The organism is Desulfoplanes formicivorans (assembly GCF_001748225.1).
Classification (GTDB): Bacteria; Desulfobacterota; Desulfovibrionia; order Desulfovibrionales; family Desulfomicrobiaceae; genus Desulfoplanes; species Desulfoplanes formicivorans.
In genome coordinates, this window is record NZ_BDFE01000015.1 from 648,777 (window position 1) to 667,244 (window position 18,468).

Consider the following 18,468-nt stretch of genomic DNA (forward strand, 5'->3'; position numbering starts at 1 on the left):
TATGAGTTGAGTCTTTGTAAGACCCTCCTTGGGATTTTATGGCTGATCGTTATCGTCTTTTTACAAAGAACCTGTCCCTTTATTCCTTTATTCAGTCCCCATGTTCACTTCTTCCGTTTTCCCCTTTTGTCCCGGTCTCATGCTCGCAATCTTTTCATGGAATAGACCCCGCTGGTTCCGGCAAGGGGGGTGAAGACTCGGGTATCCTTTGACTTCAGAAGGTGCCTGACCTGGTCAAAAACATCCTGCACAAATTCCTTTGAACCCAGGATTCCGGCGTCGGAAAAATACCTGCTCCGGTAGCCAAAGAGCTCATATCGCTTGAGCTCAAAGTTCTTTTTGCGTTCCTGTGCCACGATCCTGGGGTCCATGGGTTTTCCCTTGCCCGTGTCCACAGCTCCTGTTTCATACACGAATTGTCTATACGCCCGCAGGACGGCGGTCTGGTCGTATTCTCCCCATTCTTTCATGCCGAAATCCATGGAGAGGAGGTTGTCCTGATTGTTGGTCTGGACATGATAGCCCAATGTGCACCAGCGGTACTGTTCGGGGCGTTTGGCAATGTTTGCACGGATGGGATTGAGATCCACATAGGCCAGCAGGTTGATCAGAGAATGGCCGTTTTGCACGATGAGTGATTTGAACCGGTCCCCCCAGAAATAGCCCTTGCGGTTGTGGTGCTTGTTGTAGAAGTGCGTGAATCCCTGCTTGATATCCTTGACCAATTTGGAAAGGGAGGACCACCTTTCCCTGAATTGGGCAATGGTTTTGGGAGTGATCTCCCGCCCCTTGGGAAACCAGGATTCCAAGCGTCTTTTCATGGCGTCGTCAGAAAGGTAATCGCTGGGGTGCATGCGGACAACAAGGTGGAAGTGGTTGGACATGATGCAGAAACCAAGCACGTCGACGAAATAGAATCGACTGAAATGGCGGATGAGATGGAGAAGATAGTCCTTTTCACTGTCTTTGAGAGGAAACCCGTCAAGAGCGGTGCGGGAAATGACATGGTACACCGTGGGAACATGGGAACGAACGAATCGGGCGATACGTGGCATGGGAACCCCCTTCTTGGTAGTGGTTACAAGGCAAGGGTTTGAAAAGGAAAGATAAAGAAAAGTTTGGATTTGCCTTACCACGGGGGAGGTGTTTTTTCAACATGTAACCTGTCCCCATGTTCGCTGAAGTGCACAGTACGCAGTGCGCAGGGCACAGGGGAACAACTGGTTTTTGTTTATTTTTTGCGGGAGACGCTGGGGCAGAAGTTGGCGGACAGGCAGGGGAGGGCAGGCGGATCGGGTGGCGCAGGGCAGAGGAAACAACAAAGGCCGGGATTGCTCCCGGCCTTTGTCATGGGTAAGTGGCGTCAGGTCTGGCAGATCAGATAATCCAGTGACTAGAAGTCGTACTTGATACCAATGGCGGCCTTGTAGATGTCTTCGGCATCGTTCGTGTGGTCTGCAGACTTGTCCCAGTCAAAGCTGGCGTAGCCGAGTTCCAGGTAGGCGGCCAGTTCGTCATAGATCTGGTACTTGGTGTCAAAGTCAACTTCAACCAGGCTGTCATCTTCGGCAAAGGTCTTGCCGTACCAACCGTCCTTGTCACTGGTACCCTGGGCGTAGTAGATGGTGAAGGTGTGGGAGAGGTCTTCAACCAAGTTGATGTCCTTCAGCTTGAGACCAAGGGCCCACATGGGCAGGGCGGCAGGATCGTCATACAGATCTCCTTCAGTAAACGGAGAACCATCAAAGATAAGAGTGGAGAAGTTGAGGTCACCACTGATGTGCGGGAAGACGGAGATTTCGTCCTTATCATCATCAGCACCAGAGGTGTACAGGAAGAAGACTTCAGGAGTCATGAAGTCCATCTTGTAGTCAACGGCCAAGTCAAAAAAGTAACCGCGAACATCAATGTCCTGGGTGGTGCCTTCAAGGGCCAAGGAACCGTAAGCAAAATCGGTGAGAACTACAATGGGATCGAACATATCGATCTGAGCGCTGAAACCCGCATGCCACATGGTGGCATCGTCATCAACACCGCCCAGAGCTTCCCCAAGATCATCCTTTATGCCAGATTTCTTGACGGCATCGTCCAATATTTCGGCGATGGGAAGTTCTTCTACTGTATTTTTTCCGATCATGGTGTACAAGAAGTACGGAGTGACGGAAAAGCCATCACCATTGACAGGTACCAAGAGAGCCAGGGTGTCCACTTCGTCACCGCTGGTACCCGCGATGCCGGAGGGATTGTCATCGTCCTTAGCATCGGCGGTGTCCTTATCGTAATCATAGATACCCTTGGTATCGTCGTCGAGATCATAGGAGCGGATCCAGCCGGCGGCAACAGAGACCATGTCATTGATGGGAGCGCTGACCATGAGGGCGGCAGCGTCGTCATCCAAAATGGGAGAGCCCAGGTTGCCAGGGATGTAAATACCCTGGAGACCGGCCTTGATGTTGACCTGGGTGTTGGGGATGTTGAAGTCAAAGTAGGCGTGTTTGACTTCAATGGCCTCGTTGCTATCGGTGCCGAGTTTGCCGTTGCTGTCACCCCAAGTAATATCTCCGATTTCCAAACCAAGAACAGCCTTGAGGTTTTCATTGGCAATGAAGTCGAACCAGAGACGGGCACGCTGACGGGCGCGGAAAGTTTCGCCGTTGTTGGCGTCGTCTTTACCGTCAAAATCCCACCAGGATGCAGCAGCACGCCAAGAACCCCTTGCCTGCATTTCCACGGCAAAGGAGGGGGCCACGCTGCCGATCACAAAGGCAATGACCAGAATTGCGAGAGCAATGCGTTTCATAAATGTTTCCTTCCTCTTTTTGGTTGAACAGATAAAAAAACCAGCCTGACACCATGTAACTGATCTCTGCCTAGTCGTTCCGGGCAGGGATTGCAAGGAGAAAATGGCGGGTTTTTGACAAAAGTTCAAAAATTTTTACGGTATAATTTTTTTAACTGCGGTTTTAGGAATAAAAGAAGGGAGACAGGAGACAGGAAGCGGGAGGCAGGAGAAGGGTAGGGACCGGGCGGTAAAAGATGAGGGCCGGGGGATGCGGAGCGTCTCCCGGCCCTTTGGGGTTATTGGGGGGATTCCTGGTCCAGGGGGTAGGCCACCACAATGGTGCGTTTGGCCTTGAGACCGGTTGCGCCGGGGTAGGTCTGCACGCAGACCACCAGGTCGTTTTTGCCGTTGTTGTTGTAGTCGGCAATGGCGTAATCTACCAGGGTGCCCTTGATGCGCCGGGTTTTCCAGACAATATTCAGGCCAATGCCGTCCCAGTCCAGGGAGTGGATCTCGCCCTGGGAAAAGTTTCTGTAATTGGAAAAGAAATCCGAGGCAATGGACACGGGCCGGGCCACAATGAGCTCGTGGTGCCCCTTGTGGTCCAGGTTGGTGGGCAAGAGCCGGGTGGGCAGGTAGTGGTAGCGCATGTCCGCGTCGTTGCGGTCAACGCCCATGCCCGGGATGGTGTCCAAATCCTCCAGCTTGACTCCGGAAGCCGCGTACATCTCTTCGGTCACGGCCTGGAGGTCATTGGTGGAGGAGTTGACAATGAGGTGGTCGTTATGGGCCACAATGACCTTGTAGTCGTCGCCCTGAGGCAGGTAGGCGAAATTGAACACATTGGACTTTTCCGGCAGGGCCAAGCGCTTGGCCTGCTTGTACTCCCCGGACATGCGCACCAGCTCGTACACACCCGGATCAAAGAGTTTGCCGTGCCCTTTTTTCTGGCCCACCAGGGTGGAGATGAAGTCGGGGGGCAGCTTGACCACGTTGAAAAAGAGCTTGATGCGGTCCTGCTCCACCATGAATTTGCCCTTGGCAAAGGTGAGCACCAGGGAGGCGGGCTTTTCATCTACCCCATCTACCGCAGAGATGAAGATTTCCGTGAGTCCGTCCCGGTTGATGTCCAGGGCGTTGATGTTCAGGTATTTGGCTGTGCGCGATCCCTGGAACACGTCGAGCTTGGCCAGGCGGTTGTCCTGTTCCCGATAGGCATAGACCGTGTGCTCGTCCATGATAAAAATCTCGTTGGTGCCGTCGTTGTCCGCATCCACAACAAGCATGCCCCGGCACTTGTGGGGCAGGGACTGACTGCGCCACCGGCCCGACTGGTCCTGGTCGGTGCTTTCATACCGGAACTGGGGATTGAGCACGGCCTGCTGGCCAAAGCGGGACTGGTTGAAGACCAGGTTGGGGTTCATCTGGTTGACCTGGGCGGTTTCCTGCACCGGCTTGGCCTCGGGCCGCTGGAAAACATCCGCATTGATCTGTTTGGCCGTGGTCTCCAGGGAAGGGATGAGCTGATCAATGGTGGTCTGGGCGGTAAAAGGCGTTGCCTTGCCGTCCTTATGGAGCAGCTGGACATCCAGACTGCATTGTTTGTCCATGATGGTCACGCTGCCGTATACCAGGTAGTCAGCACTGGTGGAAGCCAGTGCCTGTTTGGCCGCTTCCCGGTTGGCCAGGGGGGCCTTGATCAGGTCGCCGGCAAGGGGCTGGAAATGGCCGGGCCAGGTGAGGCGGGTCTGGAGCATGGAGGGGATGCCCTTTTGCAGGTAGGTGTAGGTCTGGGGCCCGTGCACGGCAAAGGGGGCCACCACAAAGGTTTTGGCCGCATCAGCCCAAGCCTGGGTGGATATGGTCAAAAGGCAGAAAAGACTCAGCGCGAGACGCAGGATCATGGATGTTCCTCCAGAGATGAGTGAGCGGAGATGATTCCGCATGATTTTTTTTACATGAGAATTGGGGTGACTTTTGGTTGGGATGGGGGGGATTGTCAAGTTTAAGTGCACAGTACGCAGGACACAGTGCGCAGGGCACTCAAGTGCACAGTACGCAGTACGCAGTGCGCAGGAGTTGTTTCTTGGGACTCGATGGGGGAGTGGTTTTTGCGGTACCGGTTTGTGGCCGGTCTTTCGAGGAGCTTGGTGGGGTGGTTGACGCGTCTTGTGAGGGCCATTAGTCGGGGAGTTGGATTGTACGTTGATTCTTGGCCTTGGGAGGTGAAAGACAGCATCATGGTTTCCAGACGAGATTTTTTATTCAGCGCGGTGCGCCGGGTGCGCCAGAATGTGGAGGAGGCGGGTTCGGTTTCTGTTTCCAAACCGGTTTCTGGCATTGGTAAAGAAATCAGGGAGGCCGACCAGTTGTTTGGCCAGGGAAAGTGGGAGCAGGCCCGGGACGCGTACAAGGAAGTTCTGGCCCGGGAACCCCATCATCTTGAGGCGCGGGTGCAGGTGATGATCTGCCACTACCGGCTGGATGAAATCAATCCGGCCAAGGTGTGCGCCCGACAGGTTCTGCAGAAAGATCCTGCAAACCATACGGCCAGGCTGTTTCTGGGGCTGGCATGGCTCAAAAAGGACAATCTGGAAAAGGCCATGGAGGCCTGGGACGGGTATTTTGACACCACCAATCCCCAGGTGCTCCGGGAAGTCAATGTGCACAAGGCCCTTTTCGAGTCAGGAGAAGAGCTCGACTGCCAGGCCGTTGCCCGGGAAATGGAGAAGGTGATATTTGTTTAAGTGCGCAGTACACTTAAGTGCGCAGTACGCAGGGCACAGTGCGCAGGGCACTCAAGTACGCAGGGCGCAGAAAAAATATTTTCGCGGTAAGGCAGGGAAGAGGGCGCAGAAGTGAAAGGGGTAAGTCAATGGATACGCCACGTCATGGATTTGAGAATCTTGAGGTCTGGAAAAGGGGGTGCAGGCTTGCCGTAGCCCTTCATGGGGCAATGAAAACAGGTAAAGATTTTTGTTTTCGGGATCAAATATGGCGATCTGCCCTTTCCATTCCGAGCAATATTGCAGAAGGTTATGAGCGGAAAAGCCCCAAGGATTTCATCAGATTTTTGGTCATTGCCAAGGGATCATGCGGGGAATTGAGGACGCAACTTTATATCGCACAACAGGTCGGTTTCCTAAACAAGAAACACTGTCAGGATTACATCGGGGAAACCCAAGAAATTTCAGCCATGCTCTCCGGCCTGATCAAAACCATCCAACACAAACATTCCATCAACTAACACCTCCCATTGAGCGCAAGCACCAAGCTCTGCGCCCTGCACACTGTGCCCTGCCTACTCAAGTGCGCCCTGCGCACTTTGCTACAACTCTGTTCGCTGGTTGGGTATTTCCAACCTGAAGGTGGTCTGTTCCCCGGTGGTGGTCAGGTCGAGGTTCCATCCGGCCTGGTCGGCAAAGAACTTGACCATGGGCAGGCCCAGGCCAAAGTGGTCGGGCCGGGTGGTGGCGTGTTCTTCGAACGGGGCCAGGTCATGGGGGAAGGTGGTGGGCGAGGTCAGGGTGCATACGATTCCCTGACCCAGGGGGGCCATTTCAAAACCCAGATTGTGCTGGCCGCCCGGATCCTTGTCCATGCAGGCTTCCACCGCGTTTTTCAGTGCCTCGTCCACGGTCAGGGTGAGCAGGAAGGGGGGAAGCTGCAAGGTGGGCAGGGAATCGTGGATCGCCATATCCCTGATGATCTTGTGTTTGTAGAACAGGTTGTTGGTCCAGAATCTGTCCACCCATTCCATGAACTGGCCCACATCGATCATGGTCACTTCTTCGTCCATAAAGAAGCTGTGCAGCTCGTTGTCCCGAAGCATTTCCGCCAGTTTGTTCACGGCCTGGGTCAGCCTGTCGAATTTGGGCAGGAGATCCGCGGCCGGCATGTCCGGCTGGCGGTGGATCTTGCCCCGGAAAAGTTCCAGCTGCATTTCCAGAACGTGGCAGAAATTATTGGCGTTGTGGGTCATACCGGGGATCTGTCCGCCGGCATTGGCAAGAACGCGGGTACGGGCCAGGTGCAACCACTCATCATAGGTTCTGCTCACAATTTTTCTCCCCGGATCATTTCTCGTTGTTCCCTGAATACATACTGAATAATGGCCTCGCGATCATTGTCCCGGATAAAGGTGAATTCCACAACCCAGACAGGACCGTTTTCCCGTGTCTGCTGGCGACGGGTGATGGTGCCCACGACGTTGACCAGCCTCAGGGGAAAGCGTGACAGGGTGATCACCAGTTCAAGGTGATCGCCCTCCTGGAAGTCGTGGGGTGAGGTGAACTGCAGGCCTGCGCCGCTTATCTGGGAGATGGTGGCTTCCAGCGGGTATTCGGCCTGGATGGACGATTGGTGCAGCAGACCAAGAATGGTGTCGAGCTTGGCGTTGATGGCCTCAAGATAGTCAAGGAGTTCATCAGGAAGGGAGGTCTGCTGCAAGGCGTCCCGCAGATGGTCCACAGGCTGGCTGAACCCGCCCCTGAGGCCGGGCTGGGTTGAGGGTGAAACCGACTTGCGCATGAAGGCCTGAAGAGCGGTTTCAATGCGGGTGTAGGTTCTGCGTTCGGTTTCCATGGGCACTCTGGTCGGGTAGGGGATGGGAGAGCCAGGTTTTCCGGCAGGGCCTTTTCTCCCTGGTGCTGAGGCGGTCTATGTTGCCACGTTGTTCCTAAAATCCGTTTTCCTCCACTTCCACATGCATGGCGTGGACCGGGCAGATGCGGGTGCATTGGCCACAGGCCGTGCATTTGTCACAGTCAAATTCCACGCGCCTGGTTTCCGGGTCCAGGTACAGGGCGTGGGTTGGGCACAGGGACGTGCACACGCCGCAGTGCATGCAGGATTCCTCGTCCCGGGAAATCTGCTGGGCCACCGGGGTGACGGTGATGTCGTGTTCCTGAAGATAGGTGATGCCCTGGTTGTAGGCTTCTTCCCGGCCGGAAAGTTCCAGAACCATATGGCCTTCATGGCGGGGGTTGATGCGGGCCTTGAGGATGTTGAAGGTCAGGTCAAAAAGGGTGGCCAGATTGCAGATGACCGGCTTGCCCGAAACCATGGGCGGGAAGGAAAGGGATATGATGCGGCTGTAATTTTTCATGGGATTGTGGCGTGTACGCAAAGTAAGAGGACATGAAGAGGCCTCGCAACGTGGCGAGGCTGTTTGCACGGCTTTTCCTCTGGGGGATTATTCCTTCTTTTTTTTCCAGGAATGCTCGTTGCCGGCGCGGAGGCGTTCAATATTGTCGCGATGCTTCCAGAAGATGAGGGCCATGAGCACCAGGGCCAGGATGAGCAGGGAAAAGTGTCCGCTGACAAGAAGGAATACGGGCAGGGCCGTGGCCAGGCACAGGGAGCCCATGGACACGTAGCCGCTGGCAATGATCACCATCGCAAAAACCACGATGGACCAGAACAGGACGCCCGGCGCCAGGGCCAGGAAGACACCCACGGTCGTGGCCACGCCCTTGCCCCCTTTGCCGTTGAGAAACACCGAATACATGTGCCCCGCCACAGCGGCCAGACCGGTCAGGGTTAGAAAGGTGGCCGAATGGGTAAAGCTGGTTGCAACAATGATCGGAAACCATCCCTTGAAGACATCCAGAACCAGGGTCAGGATGCCGTATCCCAAACCACAGGTCCGGGCGATGTTGGTGGCTCCCGTGCTTTTGCTTCCCTGGGAAAGGGGATCTACCTTGCAGAAAACCTTGGCAATGAGCAGGCCAAAGGGAACGGCCCCCAAAAGATAACTGATTCCCAGCCAGAATATTGTTACCATGATCGTCTCCATACGTTGTGTTCACTCGTGTACGTGCAACCTGCGAGGGTATGCAGGGATGTGTTTCTTCCATGACCCCCGTCCTCGAATACATCGTGAACGATCCTTTTAGAACAAGAAAAAACCAAGCGCAACCATGTTCCGCATGTTGCGTTCCTGCGGGATTCAGGCTTCCCAGGCCTCGGCAATGTGCAGCTCGTTGTTCAAGGGATCGACCTTGCCAAGGCGGATGGTGAACCGCTGGCCCAGCCGGACCTTGTCCCCGAACAGGGAGGTGGGGGCCCGGAGAAAAAGCTGTTCCTGGGTCAGGGCCAGGGTGACCATGCGTTCGTTGTGTTCCACGACTTCTCCTGTCCAGTTCCGTTGTTTGGCCTGCTGCCGGAAAAAGAGATATTTCCAGTATCGGGGGCGGAAGCGCTGGATCCTGCCTACGGCCTGGGCCCGGGCGCTGATCCGGGGAAGGACCGCCTTGATGGATTCGCTGGTCCAGGGGAACTGGTCCGAGGTGAGGGCTGCCAGAATCTGGGCCGAATTGATGAAATCAGCGTACCGCCTCAAGGGGGAGGTAATGGGCGCGTAGGCATCCACACCCAGGGCTGCGTGCCGTTTGGGCGTTGCCTCCATGATGGAGGGCCCCATGCACTTGATGAGTCTGAAGATGTCGCACGGGGCCGACCAGATGCCCGCGCTTTCCTTGGGCAGGGAAATATTCTGGGTCCTGAAGATGAGGGGAATGTCGTGGTCCATGGCCCAGAGGGCGGCCTGGGAGTTGGCCAGGATCATGAACTCGCTGACCAGTACCTGGGCCCGGTTTTCCGGCGGTCCCGGTTCCATGACCACTTCGACGTCCTCATGCGTGTGGTTGAGCATGATCCGGGGATCAGGCTGCTGCATGATCACGGCGCCCTGTTGGATCCGGTTGGTCCGCAACATCTGAGCCAGCTCGTCGGCTGCCTGAAGCATGGGATCGGGATGATCGGAAACCAGATTTTCCTGAACCTCGTCATAGGTCAGATTGTGTTGCAGCCGCACCCATTGGTGTCGGGGCCTGCACGCAAGGGGGTTGCCCAGGTGGTCCAGGTGGATTTCGAAAAGCAGGGCCGGCCTGTCCTTGCCCGCATGCAGACTGAAAAAATCATTGCCCAGATCCCGGGGGAGCATGTTGGCGGTTCCCTCGGGCAGGTAGATGGATGAGAACCGTTCCATGACTGCTTTGTCCAGGGAGGACCCGAATTCCCATGCCAGACCGGGGCAGGCCAACACGATTTCCAGATGAAAGCCGTCTTTGGTCCGCTCGATAAAGAACCCGTCGTCAATGTCTCTGGTGGAGGCCGAGTCAATGCTCACCGCTCGGGTATGGGTGACTGGTTGGGCCATGGTCAGGACCCGGGCTCGCAGGTTGTCGATGTCCCGGGCAAAAGGCGCTGACCATATTTCGTCTTCCCACTCGTACCCTGCTTGGTCCAGCAGATAATTGTAATGGGGGGGCACTATTCCCCACGCCTGGGCAAGATGCAGGGCCAGAAAGGGAATGTCCGGAATCCCCGCGGTCATCTTTTTCCAGACGGCCTCGGTTTCGCCGTGTTCGCGCAACCCGATGCGATCTATGAGAATCTGTCGGAGTTGTCGGGCGGTTTCCGCATCCGGGGTGGTGGACAGAACCGCGCTGTTTTGATGCACCTTCCATAATTGTTTGAAAAAGGCCTGGCCTTCGGCCACCAGACGCTCCCGTTCCTGGGTCCTGCGCATTTCCTCGGTCCGTCTGGTGACTGTTTCCTGCGAATAGATCTCGAAATGGGGCGGGGAAAATTTGAAATGGGTCTTGGTGGCAAGGAGCTTTCGTCCCAGGGCCGCCTTTTCATTGGCGCCGGGGTCTTCCCAGAGGAGCCCGGCCAGCCAGGCAATGGAGGCCTGACTGATCTCTCCCTGGGCCAGTTCCCACAGTTCCATGGGATCGATATCCCGGCCCAGTTCCTGGCGTTGGGCCTCCAGGGCCTTCATGGTCTGCAATATGTCGGATCTGCTGGAGGCCTCGGGCAGACTCGGTCCTGTCCACGGCAGAATCCTGGCCAGGGGGAGTTTCATTTCCCGCTGGTTGATGTTCACGAGTTTGACTCGGGCGGCGCGCAGTTCCTGAACACATCCCATGACGGTCTGGTTGTTCTGGATGTATTCGACGATTGTCCCGGGGTGAAGGGGGGAGAGAGAAGAAAGGGGCATGAGTACCTGGGCAAAAAAGGTTGAGAATTATTGAGAGTGCACAGGGCACAGGAGTGCACAGTACTTCAGAGTGCGCAGTACACAGTACACAGTGCACAGGGAAAAAGGCGTCTCGAATCGATTGATGAAGGTGTCCTGCCTTCCAATGTGCTTTACATGGCCATTGCAAAAAGAAGTGATCGCCCCGGGATTATGATTCTGTGCCCTGCGTACTGCGTACTGTGTACTTTTTTAATGCTTGAACGAGCGCTGGCCCGTGAAGACCATGGCTACCTGGGGCACGGCCTGATTGACGGCCTGGATGACCTCGTGATCGCGGATGGACCCGCCGGGCTGGGCAATGGCCGTGATGCCCTGGGCCAGGGCCACGTCAACGCCGTCGCGAAAGGGGAAGAAGCCGTCGGAGACCATGACTGATCCGGGCAATCCGCCCTTGGCCTTGTTTGTACGGGCCATGATGTCCTCAAGGAGCGTTCGGGCGTTTTCATCCTGGAGGGCCTTTTCCTTGAGCTCGTACAGGGAGCAGCTCTGTTCCTCAAAGGCCAGGTTGTCGGCATACTTGGTATAAGCCTTGTGGATGGCCAGTTCCACGCATCCCACCCGGTCCTGTTCACCCGTGCCGATGGCCGTGGTCACCCCGTTCTTGGCCATGATCACGGAGTTGGACGTGACCCCGGCCTCAACAGCCCAGGCAAATACGAGATCGTCGGCTTCTTGCTTGGAAGGACCCCGGGCGATGAAGGTGGAACCGTCTTTGGACGTGGCTTCGGCAGGCAGGAAATCGTCGGCTGCAAGGATCTTGTTGCGGAAGGAAAACTGGGCAATGATCCCGCCGTCGGTGAGGGACTTGAGGTCCAGAAAGGGAGTGTTCACCAGGGTTTCCAGCTTGGCCAGGCCGGGGATTTCCAGGATGCGCAGGTTTTTACGCGATTTGAGGGTGTCCACGGTGCCGGGTTCAAAAGAGGGGGCCGCAACCACCTCAAAATATCCCGAGGCAATGATCTCGGCGGCCTTGGCATTGAGGGGCCGGTTGACCACAATGGCCCCGCCAAAGGCGGCAATGCGGTCGGCCCAGAAGGCCTTGAACAGGGCCGTGTCTATGCCCTCGTCGGACCAGGCCGCGCCACAGGGGTTGTTGTGTTTGAGGATGACGGCAGCGGGTTTGGCGGTGAGATACTGGAGGATATTGATGCCGTTGTCCACGTCGGTCAGATTGATCTTGCCGGGATGCTTGCCCGCCTGGATCATCTGTTCTTCGGTCATGCCGGAAACCAGAGCCTCCCCGCCCTGGCGCAGGGTGACCCCGCCCAGTTGGAGAACGCCCTGTTTGAGTTCGTACAGGGCGGCGGGCTGGTCGGGATTTTCTCCATAGCGCAGCCCCTGTTCCTGGCCGTTGATGGTCCAGGTTCTCTTGTGAAAGGTCAGGGTGGTCTCTCCCAGGGTTACGGTCATGGTGGGGGGAAAGGGATCGGATTGAATGGTCTTGTACATGGTTTTCAAATCGCTCACAAAGGACTCCTTGGATGGGCTTGGAAAAACGGATATTTTCTAACGGATGGGAAACGCTGTGAAGAACAGGGTTTCTAGCACATGCCAAATCAGGGGGCAAATGGGCCGGACCGCTTGCAATCGGCGCTTCAACTGGTGGTCGCCGGAGGGGTGTTCGGCAACATGATGCAGGCTGTCAGGTGGAAGAATCGGGTGGTTCATTCCCCTTTTCCTGCCCGGCAAGAAGGGCCAGATGCGCGCCTTCGGGGCGCTCAAGCCTGACTAGTCCGGTCAGGTAATAATAGTAGTAGCGAATTGAATCCACGTAATCCACGACTTCGATGCCGCGACAATACCCGTGGGCAGCTTCCTGGTAGTATTTGCGGTAGCTGAGCAGGGGGAAGACTTCCTTGACGTCCCGCCAGGAATGTTTGTTTCTGCCCCGTTGCTCGGCAAGGGTCATGGCGTCGCGCAGGTGTCCCATGCCCTGGTTGTAGGCGGCCAGGGCAAAAAACAGGGTGTTCCAGGCATCAAGTCCAAGGGGCTGCAGCCGATCCACCAGACTTCGCAGATACCTGACCCCGCCCTCGATGCTTTGCAGGGGGTCCAGCCGGTTGGAAATGCCCAGTTCAGCCGCTGTGTTCTGACTGATCTGCAGCAATCCGCGCACGCCGGTTTTGCTTGTGGCCCGGGCATTGAAATGGGATTCCTGATAGATGAGGGCCGTCACCAGCAGGGGATCAAGGTCGTTTTCCCGGGCAACCTGGGCAATGGTCGGGCCATAGCGGGGCAGCTTGCTGTTCAGAACACCGGCCAGGTGGGAGAGTTCATAAAAATCCGTTGTTTGGGGAAAGAATCCGAAATAGCGCGCCTTGAGCTCCCGGAAAAAGGACGAATGGGGAAGATCCGCCCACAAGGCCGCAAGTGCCTTGGCCCTGCTGCCGGTTCGGGTATTCCATATCCATCGGGTGGCAATGTGATGGTGCAGTTCCAGGGAGGTCCTGATCTCCGGGAAAAAGGGCTGCCAGAGCTTGAACGCGGTGGCCCCCACCAGACCGAAGCGAAGTCGTTCTCTGGTCATTGTTTCCAGCAGGTTATGCATGGTCAGACTTGATGCCCGGCGGTCCATGTCCGGACAACCGAGAACATCGGTCAGGGATGCCAGGGCCGGAAGCATGTGGGGATTGCGGGCAACGGGCAGGGAGTAGGCGCAGATGTCCTCGGGATGGAGCAGATCCTGCTTCCATTTGTTGTGGATGAGTACCGGGTGGCTTCCCCGGTAGGCCGGGCCGGCGGCAAGGTGGTCGCCGTGACTGGCAAGGTCCGGCTCCCCGGTATGGATGAACATGTCGGCGTGCCCGTTTTCCACGGCGTCCAAGCCTGCCCTGGGCGATTCCACCGGAATCCATTTCGGCACGAGCCGGTGCTTGCGGCAGAAGTGTTCCACCAGTTCCCGGTCGAATCCCGGGCCATACGGGGAAAGCCGGGAGATGGTCGTCTCGTCGGGCACATAGGCCACCCGAAAACCGTCCGAACGGATTTTCGGCTCGAAAAGTTGGCTGACCAGAAAGGCCTGGATGGCCACGAGGACCAGTATGTGCAGGATGGTTGTCAGAGAAGTACGCATACGTTGGAAACCTCCTAGAGAAGGGGGCGGCGTTTGGCAAGGGCGGGGAAACTCATCAAGTGCGCAAGGCACTTGAGTAGGCAGTGCGCAGGGGGCAGTGGGGGCTGGAAAAAGTGGCCGGTTTGCTCCACGAGGTGATGGATTGCTGGTGCTTGTGAAAGGTTTGTCTTGCTCATTGACTTTGCACCGCCGGTTTTTTAAGCAAAGTTGCTATTTGCCGTCCGCATGGGGACTGCGATCATTTTCAAGGAGAAATGGAATATGTCGAATACCGTGGTGATGGGAGCGCAATGGGGTGACGAGGGCAAGGGCAAGATCGTCGATCTGCTCACCCGGGAAGCGGACCTCATTGTTCGTTTTCAGGGAGGGAACAATGCCGGCCACACCCTGGTCGTGGGTGATACAAAATGCATCCTGCATCTCATCCCGTCGGGCATCCTGCATGCCGACAAGATCTGCTGCATCGGCAACGGGGTGGTCCTTGATCCCGAAGTTTTCTGCAACGAGTTGGACGGATTGGTGAAACACGGCCGAACCATTGGCCCGGATCATCTGATGATCAGCAAGAAAACCCATGTGATCATGCCGTACCACAAGATACTGGATGCCGCCAGGGAAGCCCACAAGTCCGGCAAGGACAAGATCGGAACCACCGGCCGGGGCATAGGACCCTGTTACGAAGACAAAGCCTCGCGCATAGGCATACGGGCCGGAGATTTGGCCGACATGGATCTGTTGCGCACGAAGATTCAAAAGGCCCTTGTGGAAAAGAACGCCCTGTTCAAGAATCTGTATGGCCTTGAGCCCCTGATGGCCGATGAGGTGCTTGAGCAGATCCGCCCCTTTGCCCAGCGTACGGCCACGTATCTGGGCGACGTGTCCGCAGCCATTCAGGAAACCGTTTCCAGGGGCCGTTCCATCCTGTTTGAGGGCGCCCAGGGAACCCATCTGGACATAGATCACGGCACCTATCCTTTTGTGACCTCATCCAATACGGTTGCCGGCAATGCGGCTGCAGGTGGCGGTTGTGCCTGTAAGGTGCTCGATCGCATCGTGGCCGTGGTCAAGGCCTATACAACAAGGGTGGGCAGCGGCCCGTTTCCCGTTGAACTCGACGACCACGCCGGAACCTTTCTCCAGGAAAAGGGCGGGGAATTCGGGGCGACCACGGGTCGACCCCGTCGGTGCGGCTGGCTTGATCTGGTCATCCTTCGGGAATCGGTTCGTCTCAACGGGCCCACGGATATCGCCCTGACCAAACTGGATGTTCTGGGCGGGCTGGACGAAATCAAGCTGTGCACCTCCTACAGGTACGATGGTCGCGAGATCCTGTACCCCCCCCAGGAAGAAAACAGCCTGGCCCGGGTCGAACCGGTGTACGAATCCATGCCGGGATGGCACGAGGACATCAGCGGCTGTTCGGATTTCCAGTCCCTGCCCCAGGCGGCCCGGAATTATGTCCTTCGGGTGGAGGAACTTTTGGGAGTTCCCATCTCCCTGGTTTCGGTGGGTCCTGACCGGGATCAGACCATCAGACGATAATCCGATTTCGTTTGCATGTGATGTTTACCAAGAAGACGGCTGATACCTGTATCAGCCGTCTTCTTGTATAATGCAACGGCAGCCTCTGCCCCACCGTTCGATTCAGATTGTCATGGCAGGTCCGACTTATAATGTCATACCTTTTATGTCGAGTTCGACTGCAGCCAGGAGTGGTAACGGACTTTACCGCAGGTAGGCCGCGCCGACAATTGTCATACATCTCCCTCCCCAAAAGACGTTGCTTCCCATTGTTTTCTTGTGTTACCCCCCTTCTCTGTCATCATTAATTGCGCAGCCATTTGGCCTGCCCTTGTAGCACTTTGGATGACAACGTGTCGTTGATACGTATGGCAGGCCTGGAAGGTCTGCTGACAGGCATAGCGTATGAACCCTTTTGCAATGGAAATGTGATGCATTGTAACGAAGTTCTTGGTTGTCGTACCTCTTCTAGCCCGGGGGAACAGGATGGAGGCGCCAACCTGGGTGACGAGGGAAACATCTTGCTCCGCGTTGTTCAGCTTTTATCCCGCAATGATCTGCCTTTTGGCGAGAAACTCCAACAAGGATTGTTGATCCTGCTCCAGCGCATGGGCGCCGAAAGGGGATCTATTATGCTTTTGACCGATGACCAAACGCGGCTTGAAGTCATGGCCTCGTCCAAGCCGTCCCTGGTCGGTCTGGTTCAGGATATTCGGGAGGATACTGTTTCTGGGCATGTTCTGGCCACGGGTGAACCTTTATTAATTCGTGACATCTTGGGCGATGAGCGGTTCAAGCCCCGGGGTGTGTCCTACAAGACGACCTCTCTGATATCCGTGCCCCTGCGTTCAGCCCAAGGGGGGCATGTTCTCGGGGTGGTCAATGTTTCCGACAGGCAGGACGGGATCAGTTTTGATTCGGATGATGCGAACCTGCTCCAAACCTATGCCGGATGGATATCCCCCCTGTTGGAGAACTGCCGTTTATTCGAGCAGGTTCGACAGGAAAAGGACAGGTACAAGGTGCTTGCCCGGGAACTGGAGCACAAGCGCAACGAGCTGCTGGTGTCCACAATGGAACGGGCTGATCTTGTGCAGATGGTGGTGCATGATTTTAAAAGTCCCTTATCCGCCATCATTGCCACCTATGATCTGCTTCTCTACATGGGGGTGAATGCAAAACAGCGGCGTATTATTGCCAACGGACTTGAGGGCGCCAAAAACCTGCGTAAGATGATCAATGATTTTCTGGAAACCGCCCGGGTTCAGGAACTCCAGAGCGATGTCTTCCGTCTGGCTCCCGTGGATATTTCTCTGGTGATCCAGCAGGAGGTGGAACGCATTCAGATTGTTCTCAAACAAAGGAATCTTATTCTCCAGGTCTCGACTGGAAGCAACGTTCTAGTGAGCGGAGATTCTTCCCTGCTGGCCCATCTCTTTCAAAATCTGCTTTCTAATGCGGTCAAGTATACACCAGCTGGGGGGCAGATCCGGGTTCAACTGGTCCGCGGTAAGGGCCATCGAGGGACAGATCGTCAGGGGAGTTATGTCAAATTCTGGGTGGAGGATTCGGGCATGGGCGTGCCCGATGTCTCCAAACACCACGTTTTTGAACGGTTTGCCCGGGCGTCCCAGGCCGTTGATCAGGGCATCCAGGGGGCGGGAGTGGGGCTGTATATGTGCAGGAAGATAGTCCGGCTTCTCGGGGGATCCATTTGGGTCGAGGATTCCGAACTGGGCGGGGCGAAATTTTGTGTGGAGTTGCCAGCCATTGCAGGATGCGAAAATGATTGATGCCCATGCTCCGATCCTTGTGGTTGACGATGTGGGTCCCTCCCGGCAGGCAGTGGTCAATGTTCTTGATGTGCTGGGTTTTTCCCACATTCTTGAGGCGGCCAACGGGGCAGAGGCCTGGCAGCTCATGCGTGATGGACAGGATCAGCTCGGACTGGTCATTTCCGATTGGAAAATGCCCCGCATGTCAGGCATTGAGCTGCTCAAAAGGGTACGAACCCATGCTTCTTTGTGCGAGATTCCTTTTTTACTGTTTACTTCCAAGGTCGAACCCGGTGATTTGGCCTTGGCCGCGGATATGGGGGTGAGCGGCTACCTGGTCAAGCCATTGGATATCAGTGTCCTGCAGCATAAGCTTTACATTTTGAGCCGCGAGGTCTCGACACGGGGAAATACGGCTGTCCTCACGCTTGAAACCCTTGTTCGTGAGGGGCGGCTCCCTGAAGCCCGGGAGCTTGTGGTTCGGATGATCAGGTCGGCCGGAGAGGAGCCGGACAGTTTTTCCCTTTACGGGCAGGCGTTGCTGGCGCGTCTTGACGGTGATCTGGAACGGGCCGGAACGCTGATCGATGCATGCCTACGCCACGCACCCCTCATGGGGCGGGCCTGGCTGTTGCGGGCCAGGATTCTGCATGAGGCAGGAGACATGGATCAGGCCCGAAGCAGCGTGGACAAGGCCATGCAGCTCAGTCCGGACAACGTGGAATACGTGCTTTTCCGGGGCAAGCTGGAGCTGGACGATCACAATATCCCCCAGTCCCGACTGTTTTTTATGACCGCTCTGAACATGGCCCCGGGGGACGACAAGGTCAGGGAGAAGGTCTGGAGGATGCACATCGAGGCGGACCAGGTGCATGAGGCCATGCAGGAGTTTGGCCCCTATCTGTGGGCATTTTTGTCTTCGGAAGTCCTGAACGATACGGCCCTGGCCCTGAGAAAAAAGGGAAAAACAGAGGTTGCGGTCAGGGTGTATCGCGAAGCCCTGCGCAAGGACCCTGCCAACACCCGGTTGCTTTTCAACCTGGCCATGGCCGAGGTGCGTTTATCGGATACCAGGAACGCCCTCAAGCATTTGCAACGGGTCGTGGATATGGATCCTGATTTTCATGCCGCTCACAACGTGCTGGACAAGATGAGGTCCAGAAACAAGAAGCCCCTGTGAATTCTGGCCACGGCAGGCATTGGCAGTCCCTGTCCGTGGTGATTTGTTCCTTCCCCTGCCTGCTGCGTTGCCTTGTTTCCCCTCCCTTCC

The 18,468-nt window shown here is 56.2% G+C and carries 15 protein-coding genes; 5 read left to right on the forward strand and 10 right to left on the reverse strand.

Annotated elements, in window-relative coordinates; all coding sequences use genetic code 11:
- Positions 1 to 137 precede the first annotated feature (137 nt).
- The 3 genes from DPF_RS07715 to DPF_RS07725 form a co-directional block, all read right to left on the reverse strand.
- A complete protein-coding gene (locus tag DPF_RS07715) occupies positions 138 to 1,055 on the reverse strand; it encodes a transposase (protein WP_069858620.1) in 918 nt (305 codons plus the stop codon).
- 338 nt (positions 1,056 to 1,393) lie between these two features.
- The gene (locus DPF_RS07720) at positions 1,394 to 2,800 is read right to left on the reverse strand and encodes an outer membrane homotrimeric porin (protein ID WP_069858622.1); all 1,407 of its coding nucleotides are present in this window, start codon (positions 2,798 to 2,800) and stop codon (positions 1,394 to 1,396) included.
- Between the two features lie 278 nt (positions 2,801 to 3,078).
- On the reverse strand, positions 3,079 to 4,686 hold the full coding sequence (locus tag DPF_RS07725) for an FG-GAP-like repeat-containing protein (RefSeq protein WP_069858624.1): 1,608 nt from the start codon (positions 4,684 to 4,686) through the stop codon (positions 3,079 to 3,081).
- A gap of 336 nt (positions 4,687 to 5,022) precedes the next feature.
- Here DPF_RS07725 and DPF_RS07730 point away from each other — a divergent pair, with 336 nt between their 5' ends.
- Entirely contained in the window at positions 5,023 to 5,529 is a 507-nt protein-coding gene (locus DPF_RS07730; RefSeq protein ID WP_176724202.1) for a tetratricopeptide repeat protein, read from the forward strand.
- A gap of 128 nt (positions 5,530 to 5,657) precedes the next feature.
- Positions 5,658 to 6,029: a four helix bundle protein gene (locus DPF_RS14450; protein WP_069858628.1), complete on the forward strand. Its 372-nt coding sequence runs from the start codon at positions 5,658 to 5,660 to the stop codon at positions 6,027 to 6,029.
- Between the two features lie 81 nt (positions 6,030 to 6,110).
- On the opposite strand, the gene DPF_RS07740 is transcribed toward DPF_RS14450, so the two are convergent.
- The 7 genes from DPF_RS07740 to DPF_RS07770 form a co-directional block, all read right to left on the reverse strand.
- Positions 6,111 to 6,842: an ATP-binding protein gene (locus DPF_RS07740; RefSeq protein ID WP_069858630.1), complete on the reverse strand. Its 732-nt coding sequence runs from the start codon at positions 6,840 to 6,842 to the stop codon at positions 6,111 to 6,113.
- A complete protein-coding gene (locus DPF_RS07745) occupies positions 6,839 to 7,366 on the reverse strand; it encodes a PilZ domain-containing protein (protein ID WP_069858632.1) in 528 nt (175 codons plus the stop codon). The genes DPF_RS07740 and DPF_RS07745 overlap by 4 nt, the downstream gene beginning before the upstream one ends.
- A gap of 94 nt (positions 7,367 to 7,460) precedes the next feature.
- Positions 7,461 to 7,889, reverse strand: a complete 429-nt coding sequence (locus tag DPF_RS07750; protein ID WP_069858634.1) for an NIL domain-containing protein — start codon at positions 7,887 to 7,889, stop codon at positions 7,461 to 7,463.
- A gap of 87 nt (positions 7,890 to 7,976) precedes the next feature.
- Positions 7,977 to 8,567, reverse strand: coding sequence for a glycerol-3-phosphate 1-O-acyltransferase PlsY (plsY, locus tag DPF_RS07755; protein WP_176724203.1), 591 nt, complete (start codon positions 8,565 to 8,567; stop codon positions 7,977 to 7,979).
- A gap of 165 nt (positions 8,568 to 8,732) precedes the next feature.
- Positions 8,733 to 10,787 (reverse strand): ribonuclease catalytic domain-containing protein, encoded by a 2,055-nt coding sequence (locus DPF_RS07760; protein WP_069858636.1) that lies wholly within the window; start codon positions 10,785 to 10,787, stop codon positions 8,733 to 8,735.
- Between the two features lie 231 nt (positions 10,788 to 11,018).
- On the reverse strand, positions 11,019 to 12,296 hold the full coding sequence (locus DPF_RS07765; protein ID WP_069858638.1) for an IMP cyclohydrolase: 1,278 nt from the start codon (positions 12,294 to 12,296) through the stop codon (positions 11,019 to 11,021).
- 175 nt (positions 12,297 to 12,471) lie between these two features.
- Complete coding sequence (locus tag DPF_RS07770; RefSeq protein ID WP_069858644.1) at positions 12,472 to 13,902, reverse strand: MltF family protein; 1,431 nt, start codon at positions 13,900 to 13,902, stop codon at positions 12,472 to 12,474.
- A 261-nt stretch (positions 13,903 to 14,163) separates the two neighbouring features.
- On the opposite strand from DPF_RS07770, the gene DPF_RS07775 reads away from it, so the two are divergent.
- From DPF_RS07775 to DPF_RS07785, 3 genes are all read left to right on the forward strand, one after another.
- Entirely contained in the window at positions 14,164 to 15,444 is a 1,281-nt protein-coding gene (locus tag DPF_RS07775) for an adenylosuccinate synthase (RefSeq protein WP_069858647.1), read from the forward strand.
- A 410-nt stretch (positions 15,445 to 15,854) separates the two neighbouring features.
- The gene (locus DPF_RS07780) at positions 15,855 to 17,216 is read left to right on the forward strand and encodes a GAF domain-containing sensor histidine kinase (protein WP_176724204.1); all 1,362 of its coding nucleotides are present in this window, start codon (positions 15,855 to 15,857) and stop codon (positions 17,214 to 17,216) included.
- A complete protein-coding gene (locus tag DPF_RS07785; protein ID WP_069858651.1) occupies positions 17,209 to 18,378 on the forward strand; it encodes a response regulator in 1,170 nt (389 codons plus the stop codon). Before DPF_RS07780 ends, DPF_RS07785 begins: the two co-directional genes overlap by 8 nt.
- Positions 18,379 to 18,468 lie beyond the last annotated feature (90 nt).

Coding starts and splice junctions, on each gene's coding strand:
- DPF_RS07780 (WP_176724204.1), top strand. CDS start 15,855: ATGCATTGTAACGAAGTTCTTGGTTGTCGTACCTCTTCTAGCCCGGGG.
- DPF_RS07760 (WP_069858636.1), bottom strand. CDS start 10,787: ATGCCCCTTTCTTCTCTCTCCCCCCTTCACCCCGGGACAATCGTCGAA.
- DPF_RS07725 (WP_069858624.1), bottom strand. CDS start 4,686: ATGATCCTGCGTCTCGCGCTGAGTCTTTTCTGCCTTTTGACCATATCC.
- DPF_RS07715 (WP_069858620.1), bottom strand. CDS start 1,055: ATGCCACGTATCGCCCGATTCGTTCGTTCCCATGTTCCCACGGTGTAC.
- DPF_RS07730 (WP_176724202.1), top strand. CDS start 5,023: ATGGTTTCCAGACGAGATTTTTTATTCAGCGCGGTGCGCCGGGTGCGC.
- DPF_RS14450 (WP_069858628.1), top strand. CDS start 5,658: ATGGATACGCCACGTCATGGATTTGAGAATCTTGAGGTCTGGAAAAGG.
- DPF_RS07745 (WP_069858632.1), bottom strand. CDS start 7,366: ATGGAAACCGAACGCAGAACCTACACCCGCATTGAAACCGCTCTTCAG.
- DPF_RS07785 (WP_069858651.1), top strand. CDS start 17,209: ATGATTGATGCCCATGCTCCGATCCTTGTGGTTGACGATGTGGGTCCC.
- DPF_RS07720 (WP_069858622.1), bottom strand. CDS start 2,800: ATGAAACGCATTGCTCTCGCAATTCTGGTCATTGCCTTTGTGATCGGC.
- DPF_RS07770 (WP_069858644.1), bottom strand. CDS start 13,902: ATGCGTACTTCTCTGACAACCATCCTGCACATACTGGTCCTCGTGGCC.
- DPF_RS07750 (WP_069858634.1), bottom strand. CDS start 7,889: ATGAAAAATTACAGCCGCATCATATCCCTTTCCTTCCCGCCCATGGTT.
- plsY (WP_176724203.1), bottom strand. CDS start 8,567: ATGGTAACAATATTCTGGCTGGGAATCAGTTATCTTTTGGGGGCCGTT.
- DPF_RS07775 (WP_069858647.1), top strand. CDS start 14,164: ATGTCGAATACCGTGGTGATGGGAGCGCAATGGGGTGACGAGGGCAAG.